The 22562-nt window shown below is 68.0% G+C and carries 21 protein-coding genes; 18 read left to right on the top strand and 3 right to left on the bottom strand.

Features of this window, described 5'->3' with window-relative positions; genetic code table 11:
* Positions 1-117 precede the first annotated feature (117 nt).
* Positions 118-1236, top strand: coding sequence for a metallophosphoesterase (locus AC0IY1_RS21395; protein ID WP_471772239.1), 1119 nt, complete (start codon positions 118-120; stop codon positions 1234-1236).
* An 85-nt stretch (positions 1237-1321) separates the two neighbouring features.
* Here the strand turns inward: AC0IY1_RS21395 and AC0IY1_RS21390 are convergent, their stop codons facing one another.
* Positions 1322-1816 (bottom strand): DUF427 domain-containing protein, encoded by a 495-nt coding sequence (locus AC0IY1_RS21390; protein WP_471772237.1) that lies wholly within the window; start codon positions 1814-1816, stop codon positions 1322-1324.
* Positions 1817-1975: 159 nt separating this feature from the next.
* On the opposite strand from AC0IY1_RS21390, the gene otsB reads away from it, so the two are divergent.
* The 10 genes from otsB to AC0IY1_RS21340 all read left to right on the top strand — a co-directional run bounded on the left by otsB (position 1976) and on the right by AC0IY1_RS21340 (position 12433).
* Positions 1976-2731, top strand: coding sequence for a trehalose-phosphatase (gene otsB / locus AC0IY1_RS21385; protein WP_471772235.1), 756 nt, complete (start codon positions 1976-1978; stop codon positions 2729-2731).
* Between the two features lie 62 nt (positions 2732-2793).
* Complete coding sequence (locus tag AC0IY1_RS21380) at positions 2794-3804, top strand: glucokinase (protein ID WP_471772234.1); 1011 nt, start codon at positions 2794-2796, stop codon at positions 3802-3804.
* Between the two features lie 44 nt (positions 3805-3848).
* Positions 3849-4571, top strand: coding sequence for a DUF2459 domain-containing protein (locus tag AC0IY1_RS21375; RefSeq protein WP_471772232.1), 723 nt, complete (start codon positions 3849-3851; stop codon positions 4569-4571).
* An 86-nt stretch (positions 4572-4657) separates the two neighbouring features.
* On the top strand, positions 4658-6193 hold the full coding sequence (locus AC0IY1_RS21370; protein ID WP_471772230.1) for a Do family serine endopeptidase: 1536 nt from the start codon (positions 4658-4660) through the stop codon (positions 6191-6193).
* A gap of 292 nt (positions 6194-6485) precedes the next feature.
* Positions 6486-7781 (top strand): aspartate aminotransferase type Ic, encoded by a 1296-nt coding sequence (locus AC0IY1_RS21365; RefSeq protein ID WP_471772228.1) that lies wholly within the window; start codon positions 6486-6488, stop codon positions 7779-7781.
* Between the two features lie 149 nt (positions 7782-7930).
* Complete coding sequence (locus AC0IY1_RS21360) at positions 7931-8335, top strand: hypothetical protein (RefSeq protein WP_471772227.1); 405 nt, start codon at positions 7931-7933, stop codon at positions 8333-8335.
* 39 nt (positions 8336-8374) lie between these two features.
* The gene (locus tag AC0IY1_RS21355) at positions 8375-8887 is read left to right on the top strand and encodes a hypothetical protein (protein WP_471772225.1); all 513 of its coding nucleotides are present in this window, start codon (positions 8375-8377) and stop codon (positions 8885-8887) included.
* 9 nt (positions 8888-8896) lie between these two features.
* A complete protein-coding gene (gene kdsA / locus AC0IY1_RS21350; protein ID WP_471772222.1) occupies positions 8897-9781 on the top strand; it encodes a 3-deoxy-8-phosphooctulonate synthase in 885 nt (294 codons plus the stop codon).
* 188 nt (positions 9782-9969) lie between these two features.
* The gene (locus tag AC0IY1_RS21345) at positions 9970-10299 is read left to right on the top strand and encodes a hypothetical protein (RefSeq protein WP_082512974.1); all 330 of its coding nucleotides are present in this window, start codon (positions 9970-9972) and stop codon (positions 10297-10299) included.
* A gap of 208 nt (positions 10300-10507) precedes the next feature.
* On the top strand, positions 10508-12433 hold the full coding sequence (locus AC0IY1_RS21340) for a Hint domain-containing protein (protein WP_471772220.1): 1926 nt from the start codon (positions 10508-10510) through the stop codon (positions 12431-12433).
* Between the two features lie 29 nt (positions 12434-12462).
* Here the strand turns inward: AC0IY1_RS21340 and queF are convergent, their stop codons facing one another.
* Positions 12463-12927: a preQ(1) synthase gene (gene queF, locus AC0IY1_RS21335; protein ID WP_471772217.1), complete on the bottom strand. Its 465-nt coding sequence runs from the start codon at positions 12925-12927 to the stop codon at positions 12463-12465.
* A gap of 132 nt (positions 12928-13059) precedes the next feature.
* Between queF and AC0IY1_RS21330 the strand changes: the two genes are divergently transcribed.
* The 4 genes from AC0IY1_RS21330 (at position 13060) to AC0IY1_RS21315 (ending at position 15976) form a co-directional block, all read left to right on the top strand.
* Positions 13060-13263 carry a hypothetical protein gene (locus tag AC0IY1_RS21330; RefSeq protein ID WP_055951167.1) on the top strand — a complete coding sequence of 68 codons (204 nt, stop codon included), beginning with the start codon at positions 13060-13062 and terminating at the stop codon, positions 13261-13263.
* Between the two features lie 205 nt (positions 13264-13468).
* The gene (eno, locus tag AC0IY1_RS21325; protein WP_055951092.1) at positions 13469-14758 is read left to right on the top strand and encodes a phosphopyruvate hydratase; all 1290 of its coding nucleotides are present in this window, start codon (positions 13469-13471) and stop codon (positions 14756-14758) included.
* A gap of 101 nt (positions 14759-14859) precedes the next feature.
* Positions 14860-15270 (top strand): thiol-disulfide oxidoreductase DCC family protein, encoded by a 411-nt coding sequence (locus AC0IY1_RS21320; protein WP_471772279.1) that lies wholly within the window; start codon positions 14860-14862, stop codon positions 15268-15270.
* 52 nt (positions 15271-15322) lie between these two features.
* On the top strand, positions 15323-15976 hold the full coding sequence (locus tag AC0IY1_RS21315) for a DUF1345 domain-containing protein (protein ID WP_471772215.1): 654 nt from the start codon (positions 15323-15325) through the stop codon (positions 15974-15976).
* A 22-nt stretch (positions 15977-15998) separates the two neighbouring features.
* Here AC0IY1_RS21315 and AC0IY1_RS21310 read toward each other — a convergent pair whose 3' ends face one another.
* Positions 15999-17042 carry an endonuclease/exonuclease/phosphatase family protein gene (locus AC0IY1_RS21310; protein WP_471772214.1) on the bottom strand — a complete coding sequence of 348 codons (1044 nt, stop codon included), beginning with the start codon at positions 17040-17042 and terminating at the stop codon, positions 15999-16001.
* 113 nt (positions 17043-17155) lie between these two features.
* Between AC0IY1_RS21310 and AC0IY1_RS21305 the strand changes: the two genes are divergently transcribed.
* From AC0IY1_RS21305 to AC0IY1_RS21295, 3 genes are all read left to right on the top strand, one after another.
* Positions 17156-18532 (top strand): pentapeptide repeat-containing protein, encoded by a 1377-nt coding sequence (locus AC0IY1_RS21305; RefSeq protein ID WP_471772213.1) that lies wholly within the window; start codon positions 17156-17158, stop codon positions 18530-18532.
* A 31-nt stretch (positions 18533-18563) separates the two neighbouring features.
* Positions 18564-19334 carry a potassium channel family protein gene (locus AC0IY1_RS21300; protein ID WP_471772211.1) on the top strand — a complete coding sequence of 257 codons (771 nt, stop codon included), beginning with the start codon at positions 18564-18566 and terminating at the stop codon, positions 19332-19334.
* Positions 19335-19526: 192 nt separating this feature from the next.
* Positions 19527-22511, top strand: a complete 2985-nt coding sequence (locus AC0IY1_RS21295) for a response regulator (RefSeq protein ID WP_471772208.1) — start codon at positions 19527-19529, stop codon at positions 22509-22511.
* The last annotated feature ends 51 nt before the right edge of the window (positions 22512-22562 follow it).

Here is a 22562-nt window from a genome sequence, read left to right as displayed (position 1 = left end):
ATCCCGCTTTACAGGCTTCCTGGCGCCCCCAGGCCGGCGGGTCGCGGCTCCCGAAGCCGCCACGCGCCTGAACGGCAAGCTTTGCGCACGGACCATGCTCCGGTCCATGGAACAGCCATGATCCACCTGATCTTCAGTCTGCCCTGCCTCTACGTCGTTGCCCGGGGCGTCTGGCCGCTCCCCTGGCCACTCCCGCTCAAGCTCGGTCTCGCCGCGATCCTGCTGATCGCCTCACAGTACCACCTGTGGAGCCGCCTCTCCTCGGGATCCGTGTTCTCCCCCGAATTCCCGCGGCCGGTCGTCATGCTGTTCAGCGGGGCATTCGGCGCGATCATCCTGCTGGCCCTGCTGCTGTTCGCGTTCGATGCTGCGGCCCTGGTCTCCCTGGCCCTGCCCGGCGGTGGTTGGGAAGTTCCCACCGCGTGGCGCATCGGAGCCGCCCTGGCGGTCGCGCTGCTGGCGGGGGTCGCGGTGCAGCAGGCCGTGCGCGTGCCGCCCCTGAAGGACGTCGCCGTCAAGGTCAGGGACCTGCCGCCGGGCTTCGAGGGATACACCATCCTCCATCTCACCGACCTGCACATCAGCCGCCTGTTTCCCGCGAGCTGGGCACAGGCGGTCGTCACGCGCGCCAACGAACTCGATACGGACGTGATCCTGGTCACGGGAGATTTCATCGACGGTTCGTTCGCGGCCCGGCAAGCCGACGTGGAGCCGCTGCGCCACCTGACGGCGCGAGACGGCGTCTGGGCCATCCCCGGCAACCACGAGTACTTCTTCGACGTCGAGACCTGGATGCGCCACTTTGCCGGCATGGGAATGCACATCCTCGCCAATGCCCATGCGGTCGTGACCCGCGGCGGTGACGCGCTGGTGCTGGCGGGGGTCACCGATCGCTCGGCGCCCGCCATCGGCCATCCAGGGCCCGACTTGGATGCCGCCCTGGCCGGTGCGCCCGCGAATACGCCGATCGTGCTCCTCGATCACCAGCCGGCGAATGCCCCTCGGGCCGCCGCACGCGGCGTGGCGCTGCAGCTCTCCGGCCACACCCACGGTGGCATGATCGTCGGGCTGGACCGGCTCGTGGCGCGCGGCAACAACGGATTCGTCTCCGGTGCCTACCGGGTGGGTGGCATGACCCTCTACGTCAACAACGGAACGGGCCTGTGGGCCGGCTTCGCGCTCCGCCTCGGCCGCCCCTCCGAGCTGACTCGCATCTCCCTGCGTCGTACCTCCTGAGGGAAAGGGCGCTCATGCCAGGCGTCCCCGACGCAGTCCGGCGAGGCCTGGATGGGCGGCGCTCCCATTCAGCCCAACCCGCGCTTCACCACCCCATGGTGCCGGGGCCGCCCTTGAACGGGCCGACGATGCCGGGTGTGATCCAGCCGCCGTAGAAGCCGCCGGGCTGCGGCGTCACAAGCGCGTCCCCGACGAAGCAGGCCTCCATTAGACCGGCATAGAAGGCGATGTAGCCCGTGATCGCGGTGAAGTCCGGCGTGGGGTCGGGGTACGCCCAGGCCGCGCCCTCGGCGCGGAACCCGCTCGCCGCGACGTCGTACAGGACGGCGCGCCCCTTCCACTCGCAGATGCCGGCCCGGCGGGCGGGCCCGAGCACCCCGGCCACCACATCGCCGGGCGGAAAGTAGTAAGTCGGTGGATGGCTGGTCTCCAGCACCCGGTATCCGGCACCGGTCTCGGCGATGGCCCGGCCGGCGAGTACAACCCGCAGCCGCTCGGGGACCCTCTCCAGGCGGGGCGGGCGTGGGTAGTCCCAGACGCTCTGCTCGTTCGCGCCGGGCGGGATCGGGGTGGGCCACATGCGAGCGGGACCTTGCCTCACAGGGATCGGACGATCGAACAGATAGGGCAGGGTGTTGCGCCCGACCTGTTTTCCGACCTCCCGATTTCCCGATCCCGCGTTTTCCCCTGGCGCAGGGCATGCTAGCGCAGGCCCGGATCAGACGAAGGGACAACCTGCGTGACCGACCCAACCGCCTTCGCCCTCTATCTCGACTTCGACGGCACCCTGGTGGAGATCGCGCCGAAGCCCGACCAGGTCCGGGTCGATCCCGCCCTCGCTCCGGCCCTGGAGAAGCTGCGCACTCGGCTCGGAGGCGCCCTCGCCATCGTCACGGGCCGGCCCATCCGGGTGATCGACGATTTCCTGGTCCCCGCCCGCTTCGATGTCGCTGGCCTGCACGGGGTCGAGCGGCGCGTCGACGGCGTCGTCTCGGGCGGCTCCGCCGAGGATCACCCTGCGCTGCGCGCCCAGGTACCGGCCCTGCATGCGGCCGTAACCGACCTCGAACACGTGCTCATCGAGGACAAGGGCGCCTCCGTGGCGGTGCATTGGCGCCTCGCCACCCCGAGCGATGCCGCCGCGGCGGAAGAGGCCGTGAAGGCGGCCGCCGTCGCCCTCGGATCCGCCTATCGGCTCCAGCTCGGCAAGGCGGTGGGCGAGATCGTGCCCGCCTCCGCCACCAAGGGCCACGCCATCCGGGCGCTTGCCGAGAACCCGCCCTATGCCGACCGCCGGGCAATCTTTCTCGGAGACGACCTCACCGATGAGAAGGCCTTCGCGGTGATCAACGAGACCGGCGGCGTCAGCGTCCGGATCGGCGGGGCCGAGACGATCGCCTCCCGCCGCCTCATCGACCCCGAGGATGTGCGCCGCCTGCTTTATGCCTGGGCCGAAGGAGCACCGATCGACCCCGACGCCCTGCCGGCCGCCTGAGCGGCGTTTCACGACCGATCCCTCAATCCCCGTTCCCCGGGGGACAGACGGAAGCGACGCACATGTTCGAATTTCCCGTCCTCGTCGGCGACATCGGTGGCACCAACGCCCGCTTCGCCCTGGTCCCCGAGGTGGGGGCAAAGCCGGTCCTCCTCTCCCACGAGGAGACGGCGGGACACCCCGATCCCAGTGCCGCCATCCGCGCCTCCCTGGCCAAGGGGAGCGGCGCCGCACCGCGCTCGGCCATCCTGGCTGTGGCGGCCCGGGTCGACGGGCCGGCAGTGCAACTCACCAATGCCCATTGGGTGATTGAGGGCGCCCGGATCGGGCAGGATTTCGGCCTGTCGCGCTCGGTGGTGGTCAACGACTACGTGCCCGTGGCGGCCGGTGCTGCCGGGATCAGCCCCTCCGAGCTGACGCCCATCGGCCCGGACCGCGAGGAGGGCCGGGCCGGCGATCAGGGTGCGCGCCTCGTCCTCGGGCCCGGCACCGGGTTCGGTGCGGCAGCCCTTTTGCCGGTGGGTCGGCGTCTGGTCATCGTCTCGACCGAGAGCGGCCACGTGGATTTCGGGCCGAGTTCGCCGGCCGAGCTCGCCCTGTGGCCGCATCTCGAACGGGTCGAGGGCCGCATCACCGTCGAGGCCCTCCTGTCCGGCCCCGGCCTGACCCGGCTCCATGCGGGCCTGCACCGGCTGCGCACCGGTGCGGACGGCCCGCGCCTCGACCCGGCTGCAGTCACGGAGGCTGGGCTTAACGGCGCCGACCCGGACGCGGCGGCGGCCCTCAACCTATTTTCCAAGTTCCTGGGCCGCGTCTGTGGTGATCTCGCGCTCACCTTCCTGGCCACCGGAGGCGTCTATATCGGCGGCGGCATCGCGCCCCGCATCATCGACGTGCTCCGGCGCGGCGCCTTCCGTGCCGCCTTCGAGTACAAGCCCCCCTTCGTGGCGCAGATGGAGGCGATTCCGACGAGCGTCATCGCCGTGCACGATCCCGCGCTGACGGGCCTCGCCGCCCTCGCGAGCCAGCCAGACCGGTTCGACTATCACGGCCAGGTATGGCAGGCGCCCTGACCGATAGCGCAGCCATGCGCACGGGCCGGTGGCGGCTCGCTCGAATGGCCGCGGGCCTTGCCGCCGTGATCGTCACCCTGTTCGGACTCATCGTCCTCGCCGCACTGCTGACGGCGCAGCGGGGCAACCCGGACCTTTATCCGCCAGCGGACGCGGACAGCATCGAGATCGCGCTGGTGTCGCACGGCTGGCATTCCGGCCTCGTGCTACCGCGGGCCGCCCTGACGGGAGGGGGGAGCGGGCCGGCCCTCGCCAGCATCGCCACGCGGTTCCGCGCCTATCCGCAGATCGAGTTCGGTTGGGGCGAGGCTCGCTTCTACCGGGCGACGCCCACTCTGGCCCAGTTCGACCTCGGCCTCGCCCTGGCGGCCCTGTTTACGCCGGGCGGACGGGAGGGGGTGGTCCAGGTGGTCGGACTCGAGCGGCCGGTGCGTGACAGCTTTCCCTTTTCGGACCTCGTGCGGCTGCGGGTCTCGAAACCCGGTCTGTCGCGCCTTCTCGCCCGTCTGGAATGGAGTTTCCGCGTCATCGACGGACAGCCCGTGGCAGGTGGTCCGGGGCTCTACGGGCCGAGCCTGTTCTACGACGGGACGGGGCGCTTCTCCTACGCCAACGTCTGCAACCACTGGGCGGCACGCCTGTTGCACGCCGCGGGCCTCCCCATCACCCCCGTCCTTGATACCCACCCGTTTGGGCTTCTCCTCGATCTACGCTGGCGGTCCGGACTTACCCCCCAGCCGATCGCTGCGAACCTGTCCAAACCGTAATCTTCACGCCACGCCCGGGTCAGGCTGCGCTCTCTACAAACCGGATCACGGCCTGCCGATGGCGGCCACCCGATCCGGAGACCCCTATGACCGCTCAGCCCAACCGTCTGCGCCGTAACGCTCTCGCCTCCGTCGCCGTGGCTGCCCTCGTGGCGACCGGCGCGGCTGGCGTTGGGCTGACCCAGCCGGCCACCCCGGCCTACGCCCAATCCCTTTCCAAGAACCCGATCGAGACCCCTGACCATCCGCCGGGCTCCTTCGCCAGCGTCGTCGACAAGGTGAAGCCGGGCGTCGTCGCCGTGAAGGTGAAGCTCGACGACAGTGCAGATGCCGACGACGAGGACGGCCCTGGCCAGGGCCAGGGACAGCAGGTCCCGCCGCAGCTGCGTGAGTTCTTCAAGCGCTTCGGCCAGGGCGGACCGGGTCAGGGGGGGCCTGGCCAGGGCTTCGGCATGCCCAAGCGCCAGGGACAACGCGGCGCCATGGGTTCGGGCTTCATCATCTCGGCGGATGGCTACGTTGTCACCAACAACCATGTGGTCGACAAGGCCAAGTCGGTGCAGGTGACCCTGGACGACAACCGCACCCTTGATGCGAAGGTGATCGGCAAGGATCCTAAGACCGACCTCGCCCTGCTCAAGATCACTGAGGGCGGCACCTTCCCCTACGTCTCCCTCAGCAAGTCAGCGCCCCGCGTCGGTGACTGGGTGGTGGCCATCGGCAACCCGTTCGGCCTCGGCGGCACGGTGACGGCGGGCATCGTCTCGGCCCGCGGACGCGATATCGGTGCCGGCCCCTACGATGACTTCTTGCAGATCGATGCGCCGATCAACAAGGGTAATTCCGGCGGCCCGACCTTCAACGTCGGCGGTGAGGTGGTTGGCGTGAACACCGCTATCGCATCGCCCTCCGGCGGCAGCGTCGGCTTGGCCTTCGCCATCCCGGCCGAGACCGTCCAGGCGGTGGTCGACCAGCTCCGAGCCGACGGCAAGGTGGCACGCGGCTACCTCGGCGTGCAGGTCCAACCGGTGACGAAGGACATCGCCGACGGACTCGGCCTCGACAAGGCCAAGGGCGCCCTGGTGGATCATGCCGAGGCGGGGACCCCGGCCGCGAAAGCCGGCCTGAAGTCCGGCGATGTGATCGAATCGGTCAACGGGACTCCGATCAACGATGCCAAGGAGCTGTCCCGGAAGATCGCCGGCATTAAGCCGGGGGCCAAGGTCGAGCTGACCTACCTGCGCGGCGGCAAGTCCGACACCGCGACGGTGGAACTCGGCGTCCTGCCCAACGATACCAAGGTGGCAGGCAACGATCGCGGCTCCTCGACCAACGGCCAGCCCCGCCTGGGCTTGAGCTTGGCTCCCGCATCCGAGGTCGGTGCCGGCTCCGAGGGCGTCGCCGTGATGGAGGTCGATCCCGACGGTCCGGCCGCGGCCAAGGGCATCGAGCAGGGCGACATCATCTTGGATGTGGCAGGCTCCAGCGTCTCGCAGCCTTCGGAGGTGGCCGAGCGCGTCCGCTCCGCCGAGACGAGCGGTCGCAAGGCGGTGCTGATGCGGGTCAAGAACGCCAAGGGTATCACGCGCTTCGTCGCGGTGGCCCTGAACAAGGCGGGCTGATCCGGAACGGGCGGCTCGCCGCTCGGAGCGCTCCAGCAAGGCGCCGAAGCGCCGGTCCTCCACGAGGGCCGGCGCTCTCGTGTTTCCGACGTACGCCCCCCGATTCCGAGGGCTGCGTCCATTTCCAGGCCCGGCAGAAGAGGCGGACGCACATGGCCGCGTCGCTTGGCATGCCACGCAACCCTGGGGCCGCGAGCCCCGCGCGCGCGCGGGGTGACGCAGGCGGCGCAAGGCGTCATGGTGCGCGCGCTTCTTGAACGCCCGCGCGGCCATACCCGGACTTGAGCCTATCATGACGACGATCGCCGACCGCAGCACGGCTGACCTCGCGGACCTGCACGTGCAGGCTCGCAGCGCCTATGACGCCTTCAAGGCCCGCGGCCTCAAGCTCGACATGACGCGCGGCAAGCCGGCCCCCGAGCAGCTCGATCTCTCCAATGGCATGCTCGCGTTGCCGGGCAACGGCGACTACACGACCGCGGCGAAAGAGGATGCGCGCAATTACGGTGGTCAGCAGGGCCTGCCCGAGCTGCGGGCCTTGTTCTCTCACCTCATCGCTGCGCCGGCCGATCAGATCGTGGTCGGCGGCAATTCCAGCTTGGCCCTGATGCACGACACCATCGTGTGGGCTCTCCTGAAGGGCGTGCCCGGCTCCGAGCAGCCATGGTCGCAGGGCGAGACCCCGATCTTCCTTTGCCCGGTGCCGGGCTACGACCGCCACTTCGCTCTCTGCGAGGAGTTCGGGATCCGCATGATCCCGGTGCCGATGACGGGGCAGGGGCCCGACATGGATGTGGTCGAGACGCTGGTCGCCGACCCAGCCGTGAAAGGGATGTGGTGCGTACCGAAATACGCCAACCCGTCCGGCGAGATCTTCTCCGACGAGACCGTTCGGCGCCTCGCCACGATGAAGACCGGCGCTCACGATTTTCGCCTGTTCTGGGACAACGCCTACGCGGTGCACCACCTCACCACCGATCGCCACCCGGTGCGCGATATTCTCGCCGCCTGCGCCGAGGCTGGCCATCCGGACCGGCCCTTCCTCTATGCCTCGACCTCGAAGATCACCCTGGCGGGTGCCGGTCTCGCAGTCTTTGCCGGCTCGCCCGAGAACACGCGCTGGTTCCTGGCTCGCGCCGCCAAGCAGACCATCGGTCCCGACAAGCTGAACCAGCTCCGTCACGTGCGCTTCCTGCGCGACGCCGCTGGTCTCCAAGCGCATATGGACGCCCACCGCGCCCTCATCGCGCCGAAATTCGCGGCCGTGCAGGAGGCTTTGGACCGGCATTTGGCCGGCACCGGGGCCGCTCGTTGGACCCGGCCCGAGGGCGGCTACTTCATCACCGTCGAAGCCCGCGAAGGCACCGCGACCGAGGTGGTTCGGCTCGCCAAGGAGGCTGGCATTGCCCTGACCCCAGCCGGAGCGACGTCGCCCTATGGCCGCGACCCGAAGGACAGCGTCCTGCGCCTTGCGCCAACCTTTCCCAGCCTCGGCGACGTGACGATGGCGGCGGAGGGCATCGCTCTCTGCATCCTTCTTGCATCGCTGGAGGCCGAGCACAGGGCCCGCGCGCGCTCAGCGGCCTGAATCCTCTGTCGCAATCCGGAAACGTGCGCGCCGGATGATGCGGCGCATATCCGGGAGGCAACGCGATGGCAGCCCTGAGGACGGCGACTTCGAGAATGCTGCAGCGCGCCGGCGCATCTGTTTGGTCCGGTCTGACGCTCTGTATGCTCATGACCGAGGCAGCACCGGCCCAGGCGCGCACCGCCTGGGCATCCGGCACCTTAGTCTATGCCGATCTCTGTACCCTGCCGGAGACCGGAGCGCGTAGCGGCCAGCGCATCACCCTGCGACGCTCACCGAACGGGGACGGGCTGACCTACGAGGGGGCCGAGCAGCGCGGCCCCCGCACCGCCGCCGACATCACCCTCGACAACGCCACTCATACGATCCACTTCGCGGTGGAGACCGAGGCCGGGCCGCTTCACTTCGAGGGCGTCGCTGGCGCAGATGCCCTCACCGGCACCTTCGAGGACGAGGCCGGCGCACATCCGGTGTCCTTGCCGCGGGTCTTGCGCTCGCATGCTCATGAGGCCTGCCACGGCGACACCACGGGTTCGCTGACTCCGCGGCGGTAAGTGGTGGGCGTCGTCCGTCCCCCGCGCTAGATCGGACCGATGATGCTCTTCCCTCGGCTCGCCGCGATTCTGCTCGTCCCGACGCTGTACGCTGCGACTCCTGCAGCAGCGGCGGATGGCTGCGACGCCCTCTCCGCGCGGATGATCCGCGCCACCGGGGCATCCCTGGCCGGTCGCGACGGGACACGCGCCGTCTTCCGCTCGTCCGATGCGGAGCGGATGAGCCTCGATTGCCGGGCGCGCCGGATGGTCTTCTCTGCCCTGGAGCGGGAGCCGGCTCGGCGGTACTACGCGCTGATCGGCCTCGCCGCCGGTGCGCTCACCGGCGCGAAGCCCGAGACTATCGAGACCCTCGCCCTTCGCCTGCACCAGAGCGCCCTGGGCACGGGACGCCCGCAGGAGGGCATTGCCGGACGCGCAGCGCTCCGTTGCGAGACGGCACCCGATACCGACCCGTTCGCATCTCCACGGACCCGCTGCGTGCTGATCCCCAGCATCCGGGCCGCGCTTCGCCGACGTGCCGGTCTTCCCGTGGGGACGCGGGCGGGCTAGACCGGCGGCATGCCTGAGATCGCTTCGTCCGAGTCCGTGACCTCCACTGCTCCCATCGTGACGGCCGGTTCGGTCGCCTTCGCGAACCACCTGCCCTTCGCGCTGATCGCCGGCCCGTGCCAGCTCGAGAGTCGCGACCATGCCATTGAGATCGCCGATGCCCTGAAGGCGATGACCGACCGCCTCGAGATCGGTCTCGTGTTCAAGGCCTCGTTCGACAAGGCCAACCGGACCTCCGGCACCACCTCGCGCGGCCTCGGTCTCGCCGAGGCCCTGCCGATCTTCGCTGAGATTAAGGAGCGCTTCGGCCTGCCTGTCCTGACCGACGTGCACGAGTCCGCGCAATGCGCGGCTGCGGCCGAGGTCGTCGACGTGCTCCAGATCCCGGCCTTCCTCTGCCGGCAGACCGACCTCCTCCTCGCGGCGGCCGCCACTGGTCGGGTGGTGAATGTGAAGAAGGGTCAATTCCTTGCACCCTGGGACATGGCTCACGTTGCTGCGAAGGTGACCAGGGCAGGTAATCCCAACGTGCTCGTGACCGAGCGCGGCGCCTCGTTCGGCTACAACACCCTCGTTTCCGACATGCGCAGCCTGCCGATCATGGCGCAGGTCACGCACGGCGCTCCGGTGGTGTTCGATGCAACCCACTCCGTACAGCAACCGGGCGGGCAGGGCGCCACCTCCGGCGGCCAGCGAGAATTCGTTGCCGTGCTTGCCCGCGCGGCCGTAGCGGTTGGCGTCGCCGGCCTGTTCATCGAGACGCATCCGGATCCGGACCAGGCCCCCTCCGATGGACCGAACATGGTGCCCCTGAGGGCGATGCCGGCCCTGCTCGCCGAGTTACAGGCCTTCGATCGCCTCGCCAAAGCGCGGACAGCTGGGCAGAAAGCCTGAGACCGGTCAAAGCATCGATTCAAACCGAGCCAGTCTCAGCAAGGGCTCTTTAGCGCTGGACGGCTGGAGCGATTCACCAAGGTTGATGAACCAAGCCGCGCGTCCCCCCGTCCGAGAATGTTGATGGGAACGATCAGAACATCCTGACGTTGGATTATCCAATTCGTTCTCGAACGCTGAAGGATACCATGCGCAAGCTTGCTCTGATCTCTGCCTTGACCCTCTCCCTTGGCGGTCTTGCCGCGGCAACCTCCGCCGAGGCTGGCCCGCGTGGCTATGGTTACGGTCATGGGGGCTACGGCCATGGCCATGCCTACGGCCATCGCGGATACGGCCGCGGCTACGCGTATGGTGGCCGTCGTCGTGGGATCGGGACCGGCGCTGCCGTCGGCCTCGGCATTGCGGGTCTTGCTGCTGGCGCGATCGCTGCTGGGGCCGCCCGTGACGCCTATTCTCGTGACGGTTATGGCCGTCCCGCCTATGGCTACGGCGCCCCCGCTTACGGTTATGGCTACTGAGCCGTTTCTCATCTAGCGCAGAAGACACTGTGCGAAGGCGATCCGGGGCATCCAACGAGAGTTGGCTGCCCCGTTTGCGTTTGGACCCTGCGCCTGCCCCTCGAACCGCTCTGCGTTACCCGCTCGCGGCCGTATCGATTCTTGCAGCTCGTCCCACAAGCTTCGCAGAGGGGTTCACATCGATCCCCACACCTGCGGGGAATACGGAATGGCCAACCTGACAGACATCAGTGCGAGACAGCGCGACGAAGTCACGTACCTGTCCGGCCTGGATGAGGATGGCCGGATCGCTCAGGATTCTTGGTTCACTTGGAACTACGGGGATTTCAGCAAGACACAAACTTGGATGAACAAGTTCTATAACGACGGCGAGGGCGTTCCTCGCGCATCCACAAGCGAAGCTGGTACACCTGGCGGAACAGTCACCTACTCTTTCAGTGCGGGCCTGTCGGCCGAGGGCCAAGCTGCTTATACTTCTGCTCTGACGCTGTGGTCCGATATCGCAGACATCACGTTTCAGTACATTCCAACGCCCGAGTCAGCAAATGCTGTGCTGGGCAATCAGACCGAGGGGGCCGGCGTTACCTTCTTCCCGAACAACGGCCGCCAGCCGATCGGGGGTGCAGACATCCCTTCGCAGACCTCGCCCAATGCCGCGGGAGGTCAAGCCCAAATCAACATTTCCGGGCTTGCGGACTTACCACCCGGAGACAACTTTCGCCTCGAGAACTCTAACGTCATGGGAACGGCAGCCCATGAGACGGGCCATCTTATAGGCCTTGGACACTCCGGACCGTACAACGGCGATACGGTGGAGGGGGTGCGAGGCCCGTATGATCAGAACCTCTGGACCTTGATGTCCTATTACGGAAACAGCGACCCGGCCTCGCCCTTCACCTCGGAGGGCCCCGTCGTGGCGGACTGGCAGGGAGGATGGGCTCAGACACCCATGCCCATCGACATCCTGGCCATCCAGCGCTTCTACGGCGAATCGAAGACCTCCACCTTCGCTGGCGGTCAGACCTACGGCTTCAACACGAACATCACGGGCGCATCGCGGGATTACTTCGATTTTACCAAAAATAGCACGCCCTTCGTTACCCTCTACAATCGCGGAGTCGGCAACACGCTCGATGTCTCCGGCTTCAGCACGGGCGCCCGAATCAACCTGAACCCAGGTACCTTCAGTACCGCCAGCGCTAACAACGCCGTCACGAACAACATCGGCATCTCTTTCGGCACGCAGATCGACAAGGCCATTACTGGCGCCGGCAACGACGTGATCATCGGCAACGGCAACAGCAACGTGGTCGACGGCGGCGGCGGCTATAACACCTTCATCGTCACGGGATCGAGCACGAACTTCACGATCGACAAGACGAGCACGGTCACCACCGTGACCGACAAGACCACGGGCGCCGCCGATACCCTGACAAACATCGATAGGATCCAGTTCGCCGCGCCGGTCTGCTTCACCACGGGAACACGCATTGCGGTGGTTCGAGATGGCATCGCCGGCGACGTCGCTATCCAGAATCTGCGCGTGGGGGATGTGGCCGTGACCGCGACGGGCGGACACCGCACGATCGGCTGGATCGGCCGGCGCGAGGTCCGGCCCGACGCCTATCCCGTGCCTGCGACGCAGTGGCCGGTGCGTATCCTGGCGGGCGCCTTCGGCACCGATGCCCGCGGCCAGGCCGTCCCGGTACGGAATCTCCGCCTGTCGCCCGGACACCCGGTCCTGGTTGGCGCCGATGCGCAGAACGCGGGCGGGGTGCTGGTGCCCATCATGAACCTCATCGACGGCATCGCCATCTGTCGAGAAGCCGTGGACCAGGTGACTTACTGGCACGTGGAACTCGACCAGCATGACATCCTCTTGGCGGAAGGCCTGCCGGCCGAATCGTACTTCGAAAGCGGCGCGCGCGCCTGGTTCGGCGGCGACGCCATGCAGGGCTGGGGGAGGGACGTCGATGGGATCGCCAGTCCACGGCCCGGCCGCTGCCGCCCGGTGGCGTTCGACGGTCCGATTGTCGAGACCGCGCGCGGCCGGATCGAGAGCGGCTTACGCCTGCGTCTGGCCACACAGGCAGCTTGGCCCAGCATCGAGACGCAGATGATGGCGGCGGCCTGAGCCGAGGCCGCGCTCAAGGGGAGCGGATCTCAGCGAGCCCGGTAGGGTGGCACGCCGGGATCCGGAAGCCACACGGATTTCGGCGGCTCGCCCGTCTGCCAGAACACGTCGATGGGAATGCCTCCGCGTGGGTACCAGAAGCCGCCGATGCGCAGGTAACGGGGCACCAGCAACTCGGTGAGGCGCAGGCCGATACCCACCGTGCAATCCTCATGGAAAGCTCCATGATTGCGGAAGGCCGTGAGATAGAGCTTGAGCGACTTCGATTCGACGAGCCACTGATCCGGCACGTAGTCGATCACCAGGATCGCGAAATCCGGCTGGCCGGTGACTGGGCAGAGTGAGGTGAATTCCGGCACGGTGAAGCGGGCAAGATAGTCGGTGCCCGGATGGGGGTTCGGCACCCGGTCCAGGCGGGCTTCGTCCGGGCTGCCCGGCAGGGGGGTCATCTGTCCAAGTTGCAGGCTCTCGGCGCCTGAAGGCGGTAGCGTCATGGGCAAAATCTTCCGAAGACGGGGAGCGAACCGCGTCGCAGGCATCAGGCTTTATGACGAAATCCAACCATTTCGCCAGCCATGTGCCCCCGGCGAGTGGCAGGCGCGGAGTCCGCGTGCCATATGGGGGGTATGAGCGACGATAACACGGCTACCTACCCCTACACCCTGGAGATCCAGCCGCCCAAGGCGCCGGGCAGTCCATACCAGTGGGCGATTCGCCGGAAGGGAAAGCTGATTCAGCGTTCCGACCGCAATCATCCCACTGAGGCCAAGGCGCGCGAGAACGGGATGGCCCAGATTGAACTGCTGCTGTCGGGCGCTGGAGACCGCTGACGCGATCCGGCCTGGACTAGGTTCAGAGAATCTGTCGGCCTGAAGGCGACCGGTTACTGAGGGCGCTTGCCGGACGCGAGGCGTTGGCGGATAAGCCTCGGCGGGATCACCCCATCCCCGAGGTGGCTTCATGGCTGCCTCCAGGAGGGACCCGGCCTCACACGATTGAGGCCTCGACAAGCCGAAACGTCCGGAAGGCGCCTGCATGACCGCGATCACCAACATCGCCGCCCGTGAGATCCTCGACAGCCGAGGCAACCCGACCATCGAGGTCGACGTGCTGCTCGAGGACGGCTCCTTCGGCCGCGCAGCCGTACCCTCGGGCGCGTCCACCGGTGCGCACGAGGCGATGGAGCTGCGCGACGGCGACAAGGGTCGCTACGGCGGCAAGGGCGTGCGCAAGGCGGTCAATGCCGTGCAATCCGACATCCTCGACGCCATCGGCGGCATGGATGCCGAGGATCAGATCGCCATTGACGAGGCGATGATCGAGCTCGACGGCACCCCGAACAAGAGCCGCCTCGGCGCTAACGCGATTCTTGGCGTCTCGCTCGCGGTCGCCAAGGCCGCTGCCGAGACCGCCGGCCTGCCGCTCTATCGCTACATCGGCGGAACGCAGGGCCGGGTACTCCCCGTGCCGATGATGAACATCATCAACGGCGGGGCGCATGCCGACAACCCGATCGATTTCCAGGAATTCATGATCATGCCGGTGGGCGCGTCCTCGCTTGCCGAGGCCGTGCGCATGGGCGCCGAGGTGTTCCACACCCTGAAGGGCGCCCTGAAGAAGGCCGGCCACAACACCAACGTCGGCGACGAGGGCGGCTTTGCCCCGAACCTGCCCTCAGCCGAGGCCGCCCTCGACTTCGTGATGCAATCGATCCAGGCCGCTGGCTTCAAGCCCGGCACCGACATGGTCCTGGCCCTGGACTGCGCCGCCACGGAGTTCTTCAAGGACGGCGCCTACCATTATGAGGGTGAGGGTCAGACCCGCGATATCGAGGCGCAGGTCGCCTACCTCGCTGGCCTCGTCGATGCCTACCCGATCCTGTCGATCGAGGACGGCATGTCCGAGGACGACTGGGAGGGCTGGAAGCTGCTCACCGACCGGGTCGGCGATCGCTGCCAGTTGGTGGGTGACGACCTGTTCGTGACCAACGTGACGCGCCTGTCGCGGGGCATCGCCGAGCAGACCGGCAATTCGATCCTCGTAAAGGTCAACCAGATCGGGTCGCTGACTGAGACGCTGGCGGCCGTCGATATGGCCCAGCGCGCCGGCTACACCGCCGTGATGTCGCACCGTTCCGGCGAGACCGAGGATTCGACCATCGCCGACCTCGCGGTCGCGACAAACTGCGGACAGATCAAGACCGGCTCGCTCGCCCGCTCGGATCGGTTGGCCAAGTACAACCAGCTGATCCGCATCGAGGAGGGCCTCGGCTCGCAGGCGCTCTATGCTGGCCGCAACGCCCTGAAGGCGCTCGCACGCCGCTGAAGCCTGGCAAGCGCGCCTTTAAGCGCCTCTGAGTGACTCCGACACGGCCGCGAAGCGATTCGCGGCCGTGTTTCGTTACGGGTGCGCCCTATGTCTTGTCTATGTCGACTTTCCAGACCGCGCGCGCCGCGCTGACCGTCTATTACGACGGCGCCTGTCCTCTCTGTGCCGCGGAGATCCGGCTGTACCGGCGCTCCGAGGGGGCCGAGCGCATCGCTTGGGTCAATGTGGGGCCCGAAGGCCCTGCGGAGCTCGGACCGGGCCTCACGCGGGGTGCGGCCCGGGCGCGCTTCCACGTCCGGCGCCCCGATGGCACCCTGGTCTCAGGGGCCGCCGGATTCGCTGCGCTCTGGGCCGTCCTGCCGCGCTGGCGCCTCCTCGCGCGGCTCGCTCGCCTGCCGGGCGTACTCGGCCTCGGCGAAGTCGCCTACCGCCTCTTCCTGCCATTGCGGCCCTGGATCGCCCGGCGCGTTCGGAGCGGTGGACCACGCTGCGACAAGGCTTGCGGATAGGGCACGCGCGGGCGCAGGAGCAGGGACGGAGCTCACTCCTTCGAGGCGGCGCATGCTCAATCCCATCCAGGCTTTCTGGCTTCGGCCGCGCCTCCTCGTCAGCGTCGGGCTCACCCTGGTGCTCGCCCTCATCCTGCCCTTCGCCGACCTGTCGGTCCGGCTTCTCATCGGTTGGTGCCTCGGGGTTCTCGTCTATTGCGGGCTCATCGTCGGCAAGGCCGTGCGTCAGTCGCAGGATTCCCTTCGCGCCGAGGCCTCGCGCCTCGATGACAGTGCCTTCACCGTCACGCTCTTCGCGATCCTGGCGGCGGCGGCAAGCTTCGGTGCCGTAGCCATGCTGGTTCTCGGAGGAAACGGCAGCGAAGCCTATCGCCTGACCCACCTTGCCCTCGCGGCCGCCACGATGATCTGTGCCTGGCTCTTCGTGCAGGTCGTGTTCACGGTGCATTACGCGCACCTCTACTACGGCGCCGATACCGACACCTCCCGCGGTGGACTCGACTTCAACGGCGACGAGAACCCGGATTTCTGGGACTTCTTCTACTTCTCCGCCACCATCGGGGCGACGTCCCAGACCTCGGACACCGACATCACCAGCAAGGCGATGCGCCGCATCGCGACGGTGCAGACAATCTACGCCTACTTCTTCAACACCAGCGTCCTGGCACTTGCGATCAACATGGCGGCGGGCGTCGCCCAGCATTGAGCGCGCCGGCGGCGACGAAACATCAGGGCGCGGCCTCCAGGGCTTCCCGGGCGTCCGCATGATCGTCCACCGTAGCCTCCGGTGCCTCCTGCAGGTGCGGAGCCCGATCGCTGCGGCACAGGCTGATGAGGATCGGGAAATGGTCGGATTGAATATGGCTCAGGCGCTCGATCCGGCCGAGCAGGAAGTCGTCGCTGAAGAAGATGTGATCCAGAGGCCAGCGCAGCAGCGGCCATTTCGCGTTGAAGGTCGGATAGAGACCGCGTCCGATACGCGGATCGAGGAGTCCGCTGATCCGCTGGAAGAGGTCGTTGGTCTTGGACCAGGCGACGTCGTTGAGATCGCCCGCCACCACCGCGGGACGCCCCTCCGCCTTCACCTCGCGGGCCACCAGGACGAGCTCGGCATCGCGCGCGGCGCTGCTCTGGCCGGGGTGGGGCGGGCGCGGATGCACGCCGAAGAACGTGAAGGTCTCGCCGGTGCGCAGGGTCACGCCCGTGCGGACGGAGGGGACGTCGTCCTCCAGGAGGAAGCGCACCTGCGGCTCGGTCAGGGGGAGCTTCGAATAGAACATCAGCCCGTAGGTGTTGGCCTGAGGCTGGGCCAGCACATGGGGATAACGGGCCCTGAGGGGCTCGAGCGCCTGCGCCCAGGCCAGATCTGTCTCGACCAGCAGCAGCAGGTCGGGATCCTGCGCGGCGATGAGATCGAGGATCGGCGCGTAGGCACGATTGGACTCGAGCACGTTGGCGATCATGATCGATACGCCGGACGTGGAGCGGCAGGCGCCGTTCTCCGCGGCCACGGCCTGCGGCGAGACCAGACGCGTGAACGGGTAGATGCAGAACAGCTGGTAGGCTAGGGCTGCCACGAGGCCCGCGGCGAGCGTCAGCCCCGCGGCATCGCGGGCGACGAGCAGCAGGCTCAGGATCACCGGCACGATCAGGGCCGCAATCTGCAGTCGCGGGAAATCGAAGGTGCGGATGAAGCCGGAATTGCTGGGAACGAACGGCAGCAGCGTCGCTGCCACCAGAAGCACGCCGAAGGCCTTCAGGCCGAGTGCCATCCATGTCCCCGCCACACTTCACCTCTCGCGCCGTCGCCGGCACGTCGTGGCCAAGCGTTGCGGAACGTCCCAGGTCCGGAATGGTGCCAGCATGACCCGCCGGGAGGCTGGACATGGAGCCTGACGCAGAGGCGACCGCCGCAGCGCGCGCGCGGGTCGACGTGCTCCTCGCCCGCCTCGACTCCGCAGCCTTCACGGGCTTTTTCGATGGTGAAGCCCGCGACCTCGGCGGCCTGCCCCTGGGGCGGGACGCCCTGGCGGCCCGGCTCGGCGAGGCCCTGGAACCACCGGCTTGGTGGGACCCGAAGCAGGCGGGTTTTGCCCTCGCGGGAGCGGACCTCACCGACGCGCACCTGGAGGACACGGATCTCACCGGCGCCAACCTTGCGGGAGCCAATCTCGCCGGAGCCCTCGGACGCTCCGCGCGCTTCGCCGGTGCCACGGTGGAGGAAGCGAACTTCGCCGGCGCCGATCTCAGCGGTGCCCGCTTCACGGGCATTGCCGGCGGCGAGGCCAACTTCGACGACGCCATGTTGGAGGATGCCCATTTCGGGGGGGCTGCGATGCGCTTCGCCAAGCTCCGCCGGGCTCTTCTCGACGGCGCCAATTTCGATGGTGCAGACCTCTGGGGCGCCGACTTCACCGATGCGGATGCCGACTACACGCATTTCCGCGGCGCTCGCCTGGACGAGGTCAAGCTCGTGGGCGTCAACCTCACCTACGCGGATTTCGAGGGCGCCAGCCTGAAGAAGACCCAGCTGAGCGGGTCACGCCTGCGAGGCGCCAATCTCACCGGGGTAAAGCTCGATGGAGCTGATCTGTCCGGGGCTGACCTGTCCGAGACCAGCCTGGTGCGGCTCAATCTTTCCACCTGCGACTTGCGCCATGCGCGCTTCGCCGGAGCTTGGCTCAACGGCACCCGGATGCGGGTGGACCAACTCGGCGGCGCGGTGGGCGAGGAGATCGCCCGGGACTACGTCGCCGCGCAGGCGAGCTACCTCGCCCTGGAACAGAACTTCAAGAGCATCGGCAGCCAGGATGCGGCGAGCTGGGCCTATAAGCGCGGCCGCCGGATGGGCCGGTTCCACGCGGGGGCCCAGGCCCGGGCGGCCTGGGAGAAACGCGTGGGGCCGGACCTTGCCCGCCACGGCTATCAATGGGTTGCGGATCGCTTCGTGGAGTGGCTCTGCGACTATGGCGAGAGCCTGTCGCGCATCGCCCGCGCCTTCGTCATTCTGATCTTCGTCTTCGCGGTTCTCTATGGCTTGACCGGCGGCCTGATCCCGGAAGGGGGCGACGGACGGGCGACCTACAACCCCCTCGATCTGGTGAGCTACAGCGCCCTCAACATGATGACCGCCAATCCTCCCGAGATCGGCGTGAAGCCGGTCGGCCGCGTCACCAATCTCTTGGTGGGCATCGAAGGCGCGGCCGGCATCATCCTGATGGGCCTGTTCGGCTTCGTTCTCGGCAATCGGCTGCGGCGCTGATCGACCAACCCCGATCGACCGTTCTCCCGCCATGACCTCGCTCGCCGCACGCCTCGCCGGACTCTACGAAGGAGATACCGACGGGGCGCATCGCTTCCGCTACGGCCTCCTCGTCTTCGACGTAGCCACCGTCGCCTACGTCGTGGTGACCTCGTTCCTGCCGCGGTACCCCTGGATCGAGGGAATCGACGTCGTCCTCGGCCTCGTCGTCCTCCTCGACTTCCTGGCGCGCCTCGCCATCAGCCGGAACCGGGCGCAGGAATTCCTGCACCTCTCCACCTGGGCCGACATCGCCGCGGTGGTGTCGTTCCTCGCGCCGGTCGTGGGGGAGGGGGTCGGCTTTCTGCGCATTCTCCGGACCCTACGCCTCCTGCGCACCTATCAGCTCCTCGATCGGCTCCGCGCCGACAGCACGGTGTTTCGCGCCAACGAGGATGCGATCCTGGCCGCCACCAACCTCGCGGTCTTCGTCTTCGTGATGACCGGGATCGTCTACGCGACGCAGCACGGCAGCAATCCGGCGATCGGCAACGCCATCGATGCGCTTTATTTCACGGTGACGTCGCTCACGACCACCGGTTACGGCGACATCACCCTCCCGGGGCCGACCGGGCGCCTGATCTCGGTCGCCGTCATGATCTTCGGCGTGACGCTGTTTCTGCGTCTCGCACAGGTGCTCTTCCGCCCCCCCAAGGTGCGATTTCCCTGCCCGGCCTGCGGCCTGCAGCGCCACGACAGCGACGCAGTCCACTGCAAGGCCTGCGGCACGCGTCTCGCCATCCCGGACGAAGGTGCCGATTGAGCGCACATCGCACGCGGCGCGGCGAGCTCCAGTATGAACGGAAATGGTGCCGGCGCGTTTGCGAGCGTCGGAGCCGTGATCATGCTCCTCCGATCCCGTCGCACTGGAGCCGGTGCGGAACCCCTTCACCGCCGTGCCCACGTCGGCCCCTCCTCCCGCCCGCCCGGGCGTCAACCCCGTGAACCGCATCGCATGACCAGCGACTACCCGAAGCGTCCCGATCGTGGTTGGCGCAAGCCCCGCGTCCTCGCGGGCCTGCCAAGTTCTCCTCTCGCCCTGGTGCTCATCGGCATCGCGATAGCGGCCGGCATCGGAAACTACCTGGCCGGCGAGGCCAGCCGCAGCGAAGCGGCGCGCCAGCACGCGATCCTCAGCGAGAGCGAACGCCTGCTGTCGAACATGGTCGAGCTCGAGACCGGCATGCGCGGCTTCGTGCTGTTCGGTGAGGACCCCTACCTCGAGCCTTATCAGGCGGCCCAGAACACCATCGACGGGCAGCTCGACACCATCGAGGCCCTGACGAAGCAGACCGATGCCCAGGCGCCCGAGCACATGCGCAACCTGCGCCGATTCGTGGAGGCGAAGCGGAGCTACGCCGCCCACGTCATCGACCTGCGCCGGAACCAGGGCTACGACGCGGCCGTCTCGCTTGCGCGCATGGGCGAGGGCAAGCGCACCATGGACGGGGTGCGGGCGGCCGCCAAAGGTGTCCAAAACCACGCCAACGCCGTCCTTGCCACCAGCGAGGAGCGGGACCGGGTGCTCTCGCTCGTGCTGCTGCTGGTGTCGATCGCCGCGGCCCTGGGTGCGGTTGGCTTGCTCGGGCGCCTTGCCCTGGTGCGCCGTCGCGACGAGCAGCGCACGGCCGCTCTCCTCGACGGCGTCTTCGCCAACGCACCCGTCGGCCTCGGCTTCCTCGACCGTGACCTGACGATCCAGCACATGAACCGGGCGCTCGCCACCATGAACGAGCGCGGCTTCGGCGCCGATCTCGGTGCGCCCATCTGGGCGAACGTGCCGACGCTGCAGGAGCAGCTCATTCCGAAGCTCAAGGCCGCCCGCGACGAGGGCCTGGTGACCACCAACGTCGACGTGGCGGTGCCGACCCCGAGCGCACCACGCGGGGTGCGTCACTTCCAGATGAGCTTCTATCCCCTGCGCGGACGGACCGGCTCGGCGCGCGCCGGCGGCGTCCAAGCCGACGGCGTCGGCCTCGTGGTCTCGGACGAGACCCTGCGCAAGCTCTCCGAGGAGCGCATGCGCCACAGCGAGGAGCGCTTCCGCTCCCTCACCGAAGCCACCACCGCCATTGTCTGGACGACCAACCCCGAGGGCGGCTTCGAGGTTACCCCCTCCGAATGGACCCGCTTCACGGGTCAGACGCCCCAGGAGGCCTCTGGAGCCGGCTGGTTGGGCTCGATTCATCCCGACGACCGTGAACGCACCAACGCGGCCTGGCTCCAGGCCCTGGAAACCCTTTCGCCCTACGAGATCGAGCACCGCGTCCGCCGCCAGGATGGGGTGTGGCGGATCATGTCGGCCCGCGCCGTCCCGATCCTGGAAGAGAACGGCAGCATCCGCGAATGGGTCGGCACCCATTCCGACGTCACCGCCCGCAAGGAAGCGGAACTCGCTCTGGAGGCCGCCAAGGAGGCGGCTGAGGAAGCCAACCGCGCCAAGAGCCAGTTCCTGGCCAACATGAGCCACGAGTTGCGGACCCCGCTCTCGGCGGTGATCGGCTATTCCGAGATGCTGCAGGAGGAGATCGAGGATCTCGGCGAGGAGGGGCTCCTCGCCGACATGCGCAAGATCGAGGCGAACGCCCGCCACCTGCTGGGCCTCATCAACGATGTCCTCGACCTCTCGAAGATCGAGGCCGAGCGCATGGAGATCTATGCCGAGGCCTTCCCGGTGGCCGAGACCGTGCGCGACGTCGCCGCCACCGTGGAATCGCTGGTCGACAAGAAGGGCAACAGCCTCGCCCTCGAGATCGCGGACCACCTCGGCGAGGCGCAGACCGACCAGACCAAACTGCGCCAGTGCCTCATCAATCTCCTGAGCAATGCGGCGAAGTTCACGGAAGCCGGGCGCATCACCCTGGCGGTCAACCGCACGGCACGCGAGGGGGCCGACTGGCTCGTCTTCCGCGTGACGGACACCGGTATCGGCATGAATCCGGAGCAGCAGGCCAAGCTGTTCCAGCGCTTCACCCAAGCCGACGCCTCGACCACCCGCCGGTTCGGCGGCACCGGCCTCGGCCTAGCCATCACCCGCGCCTTCGCCGAGATGCTGGGTGGCCGCATCGAGGTGGAGAGCGAGGAGGGGGCTGGCACGACCTTCACCCTGGCGGTGCCCGCGACCTACGTGCCCCCGAACCCGGTCGACGCGGCTCATCACGACCATGATGCCCTGCACCGGACCGGGGAAGCACGACCGATCGCAGGCGGCCATGTCCTGATCATCGACGACGACTCGGCAACGCGCGACCTCCTCGCGCGCTTCCTGGAACGCGACGGCTTCGCCGTGGCCACGGCGCGTGACGGGCGCGAGGGTCTCGAGCGGGCGCGCGAGCTCAAGCCCCGGGTCATCCTCCTCGACGTCACCATGCCGCGTATGGATGGCTGGTCGGTGCTTCGCACCTTGCGGGCCGACCCGGATCTTGGAGCGACGCCGATCATCATGGTGACGGTGCTCGACGAGCAGAACCTCGCCTTCTCGCTGGGCGCCACCGACTACCTGCAGAAGCCGATCGAGTGGGGCCAGCTCAAGTCGGCCATGGAGCGGTTCAAGCCCTCAGAACACAAGGGCCCGGTGCTGATCATCGACGATGATCCGGATGCCCGCGAGCGACTGTCCGCGATGCTGACGCGCGAGGGTTGGCGTGTCGCCTCCGCCGAGAACGGCGTGGCCGGCCTGGAGGCGACGGCCGCCAAGAAGCCCTGCCTCATCCTCCTCGACCTGATGATGCCGGAGATGGACGGTTTCGGCTTCCTGAGAGCCCTGCGCGAGCGAGCCGAGTGGCGTGATATCCCTGTCGTCGTCCTCACCGCCAAGGACATCACGGCCGATGACCGCAGGCGGCTCGCGGGGCGTGCCGATCGGGTCCTGCAGAAGGGCGGACTGAGCCTCACGGATCTGGCAGAATCCCTGCGGCCGCTGGTGGCCCCCGGGGTCTGACGGCGCCGGGCCGGCCGGCGCGCCGCGCGCGCTTGCCGGCCCCTGCAGGGC

This window comes from Methylobacterium sp. AC690 (assembly GCF_979256535.1).
This window is presented reverse-complemented; position numbering and strand designations above follow the sequence as displayed.

Bases quoted from the DNA above. Each gene is read 5' to 3' on its own strand.
- AC0IY1_RS21395 (WP_471772239.1), top strand. From the start codon at position 118: ATGATCCACCTGATCTTCAGTCTGCCCTGCCTCTACGTCGTTGCCCGG.
- AC0IY1_RS21390 (WP_471772237.1), bottom strand. From the start codon at position 1,816: ATGTGGCCCACCCCGATCCCGCCCGGCGCGAACGAGCAGAGCGTCTGG.
- AC0IY1_RS21380 (WP_471772234.1), top strand. From the start codon at position 2,794: ATGTTCGAATTTCCCGTCCTCGTCGGCGACATCGGTGGCACCAACGCC.
- AC0IY1_RS21375 (WP_471772232.1), top strand. From the start codon at position 3,849: ATGGCCGCGGGCCTTGCCGCCGTGATCGTCACCCTGTTCGGACTCATC.
- AC0IY1_RS21370 (WP_471772230.1), top strand. From the start codon at position 4,658: ATGACCGCTCAGCCCAACCGTCTGCGCCGTAACGCTCTCGCCTCCGTC.
- AC0IY1_RS21365 (WP_471772228.1), top strand. From the start codon at position 6,486: ATGACGACGATCGCCGACCGCAGCACGGCTGACCTCGCGGACCTGCAC.
- AC0IY1_RS21360 (WP_471772227.1), top strand. From the start codon at position 7,931: ATGACCGAGGCAGCACCGGCCCAGGCGCGCACCGCCTGGGCATCCGGC.
- AC0IY1_RS21355 (WP_471772225.1), top strand. From the start codon at position 8,375: ATGATGCTCTTCCCTCGGCTCGCCGCGATTCTGCTCGTCCCGACGCTG.
- kdsA (WP_471772222.1), top strand. From the start codon at position 8,897: ATGCCTGAGATCGCTTCGTCCGAGTCCGTGACCTCCACTGCTCCCATC.
- AC0IY1_RS21345 (WP_082512974.1), top strand. From the start codon at position 9,970: ATGCGCAAGCTTGCTCTGATCTCTGCCTTGACCCTCTCCCTTGGCGGT.
- AC0IY1_RS21340 (WP_471772220.1), top strand. From the start codon at position 10,508: ATGGCCAACCTGACAGACATCAGTGCGAGACAGCGCGACGAAGTCACG.
- queF (WP_471772217.1), bottom strand. From the start codon at position 12,927: ATGACGCTACCGCCTTCAGGCGCCGAGAGCCTGCAACTTGGACAGATG.
- AC0IY1_RS21330 (WP_055951167.1), top strand. From the start codon at position 13,060: ATGAGCGACGATAACACGGCTACCTACCCCTACACCCTGGAGATCCAG.
- eno (WP_055951092.1), top strand. From the start codon at position 13,469: ATGACCGCGATCACCAACATCGCCGCCCGTGAGATCCTCGACAGCCGA.
- AC0IY1_RS21320 (WP_471772279.1), top strand. From the start codon at position 14,860: ATGTCGACTTTCCAGACCGCGCGCGCCGCGCTGACCGTCTATTACGAC.
- AC0IY1_RS21315 (WP_471772215.1), top strand. From the start codon at position 15,323: ATGCTCAATCCCATCCAGGCTTTCTGGCTTCGGCCGCGCCTCCTCGTC.
- AC0IY1_RS21310 (WP_471772214.1), bottom strand. From the start codon at position 17,042: ATGGCACTCGGCCTGAAGGCCTTCGGCGTGCTTCTGGTGGCAGCGACG.
- AC0IY1_RS21305 (WP_471772213.1), top strand. From the start codon at position 17,156: ATGGAGCCTGACGCAGAGGCGACCGCCGCAGCGCGCGCGCGGGTCGAC.
- AC0IY1_RS21300 (WP_471772211.1), top strand. From the start codon at position 18,564: ATGACCTCGCTCGCCGCACGCCTCGCCGGACTCTACGAAGGAGATACC.
- AC0IY1_RS21295 (WP_471772208.1), top strand. From the start codon at position 19,527: ATGACCAGCGACTACCCGAAGCGTCCCGATCGTGGTTGGCGCAAGCCC.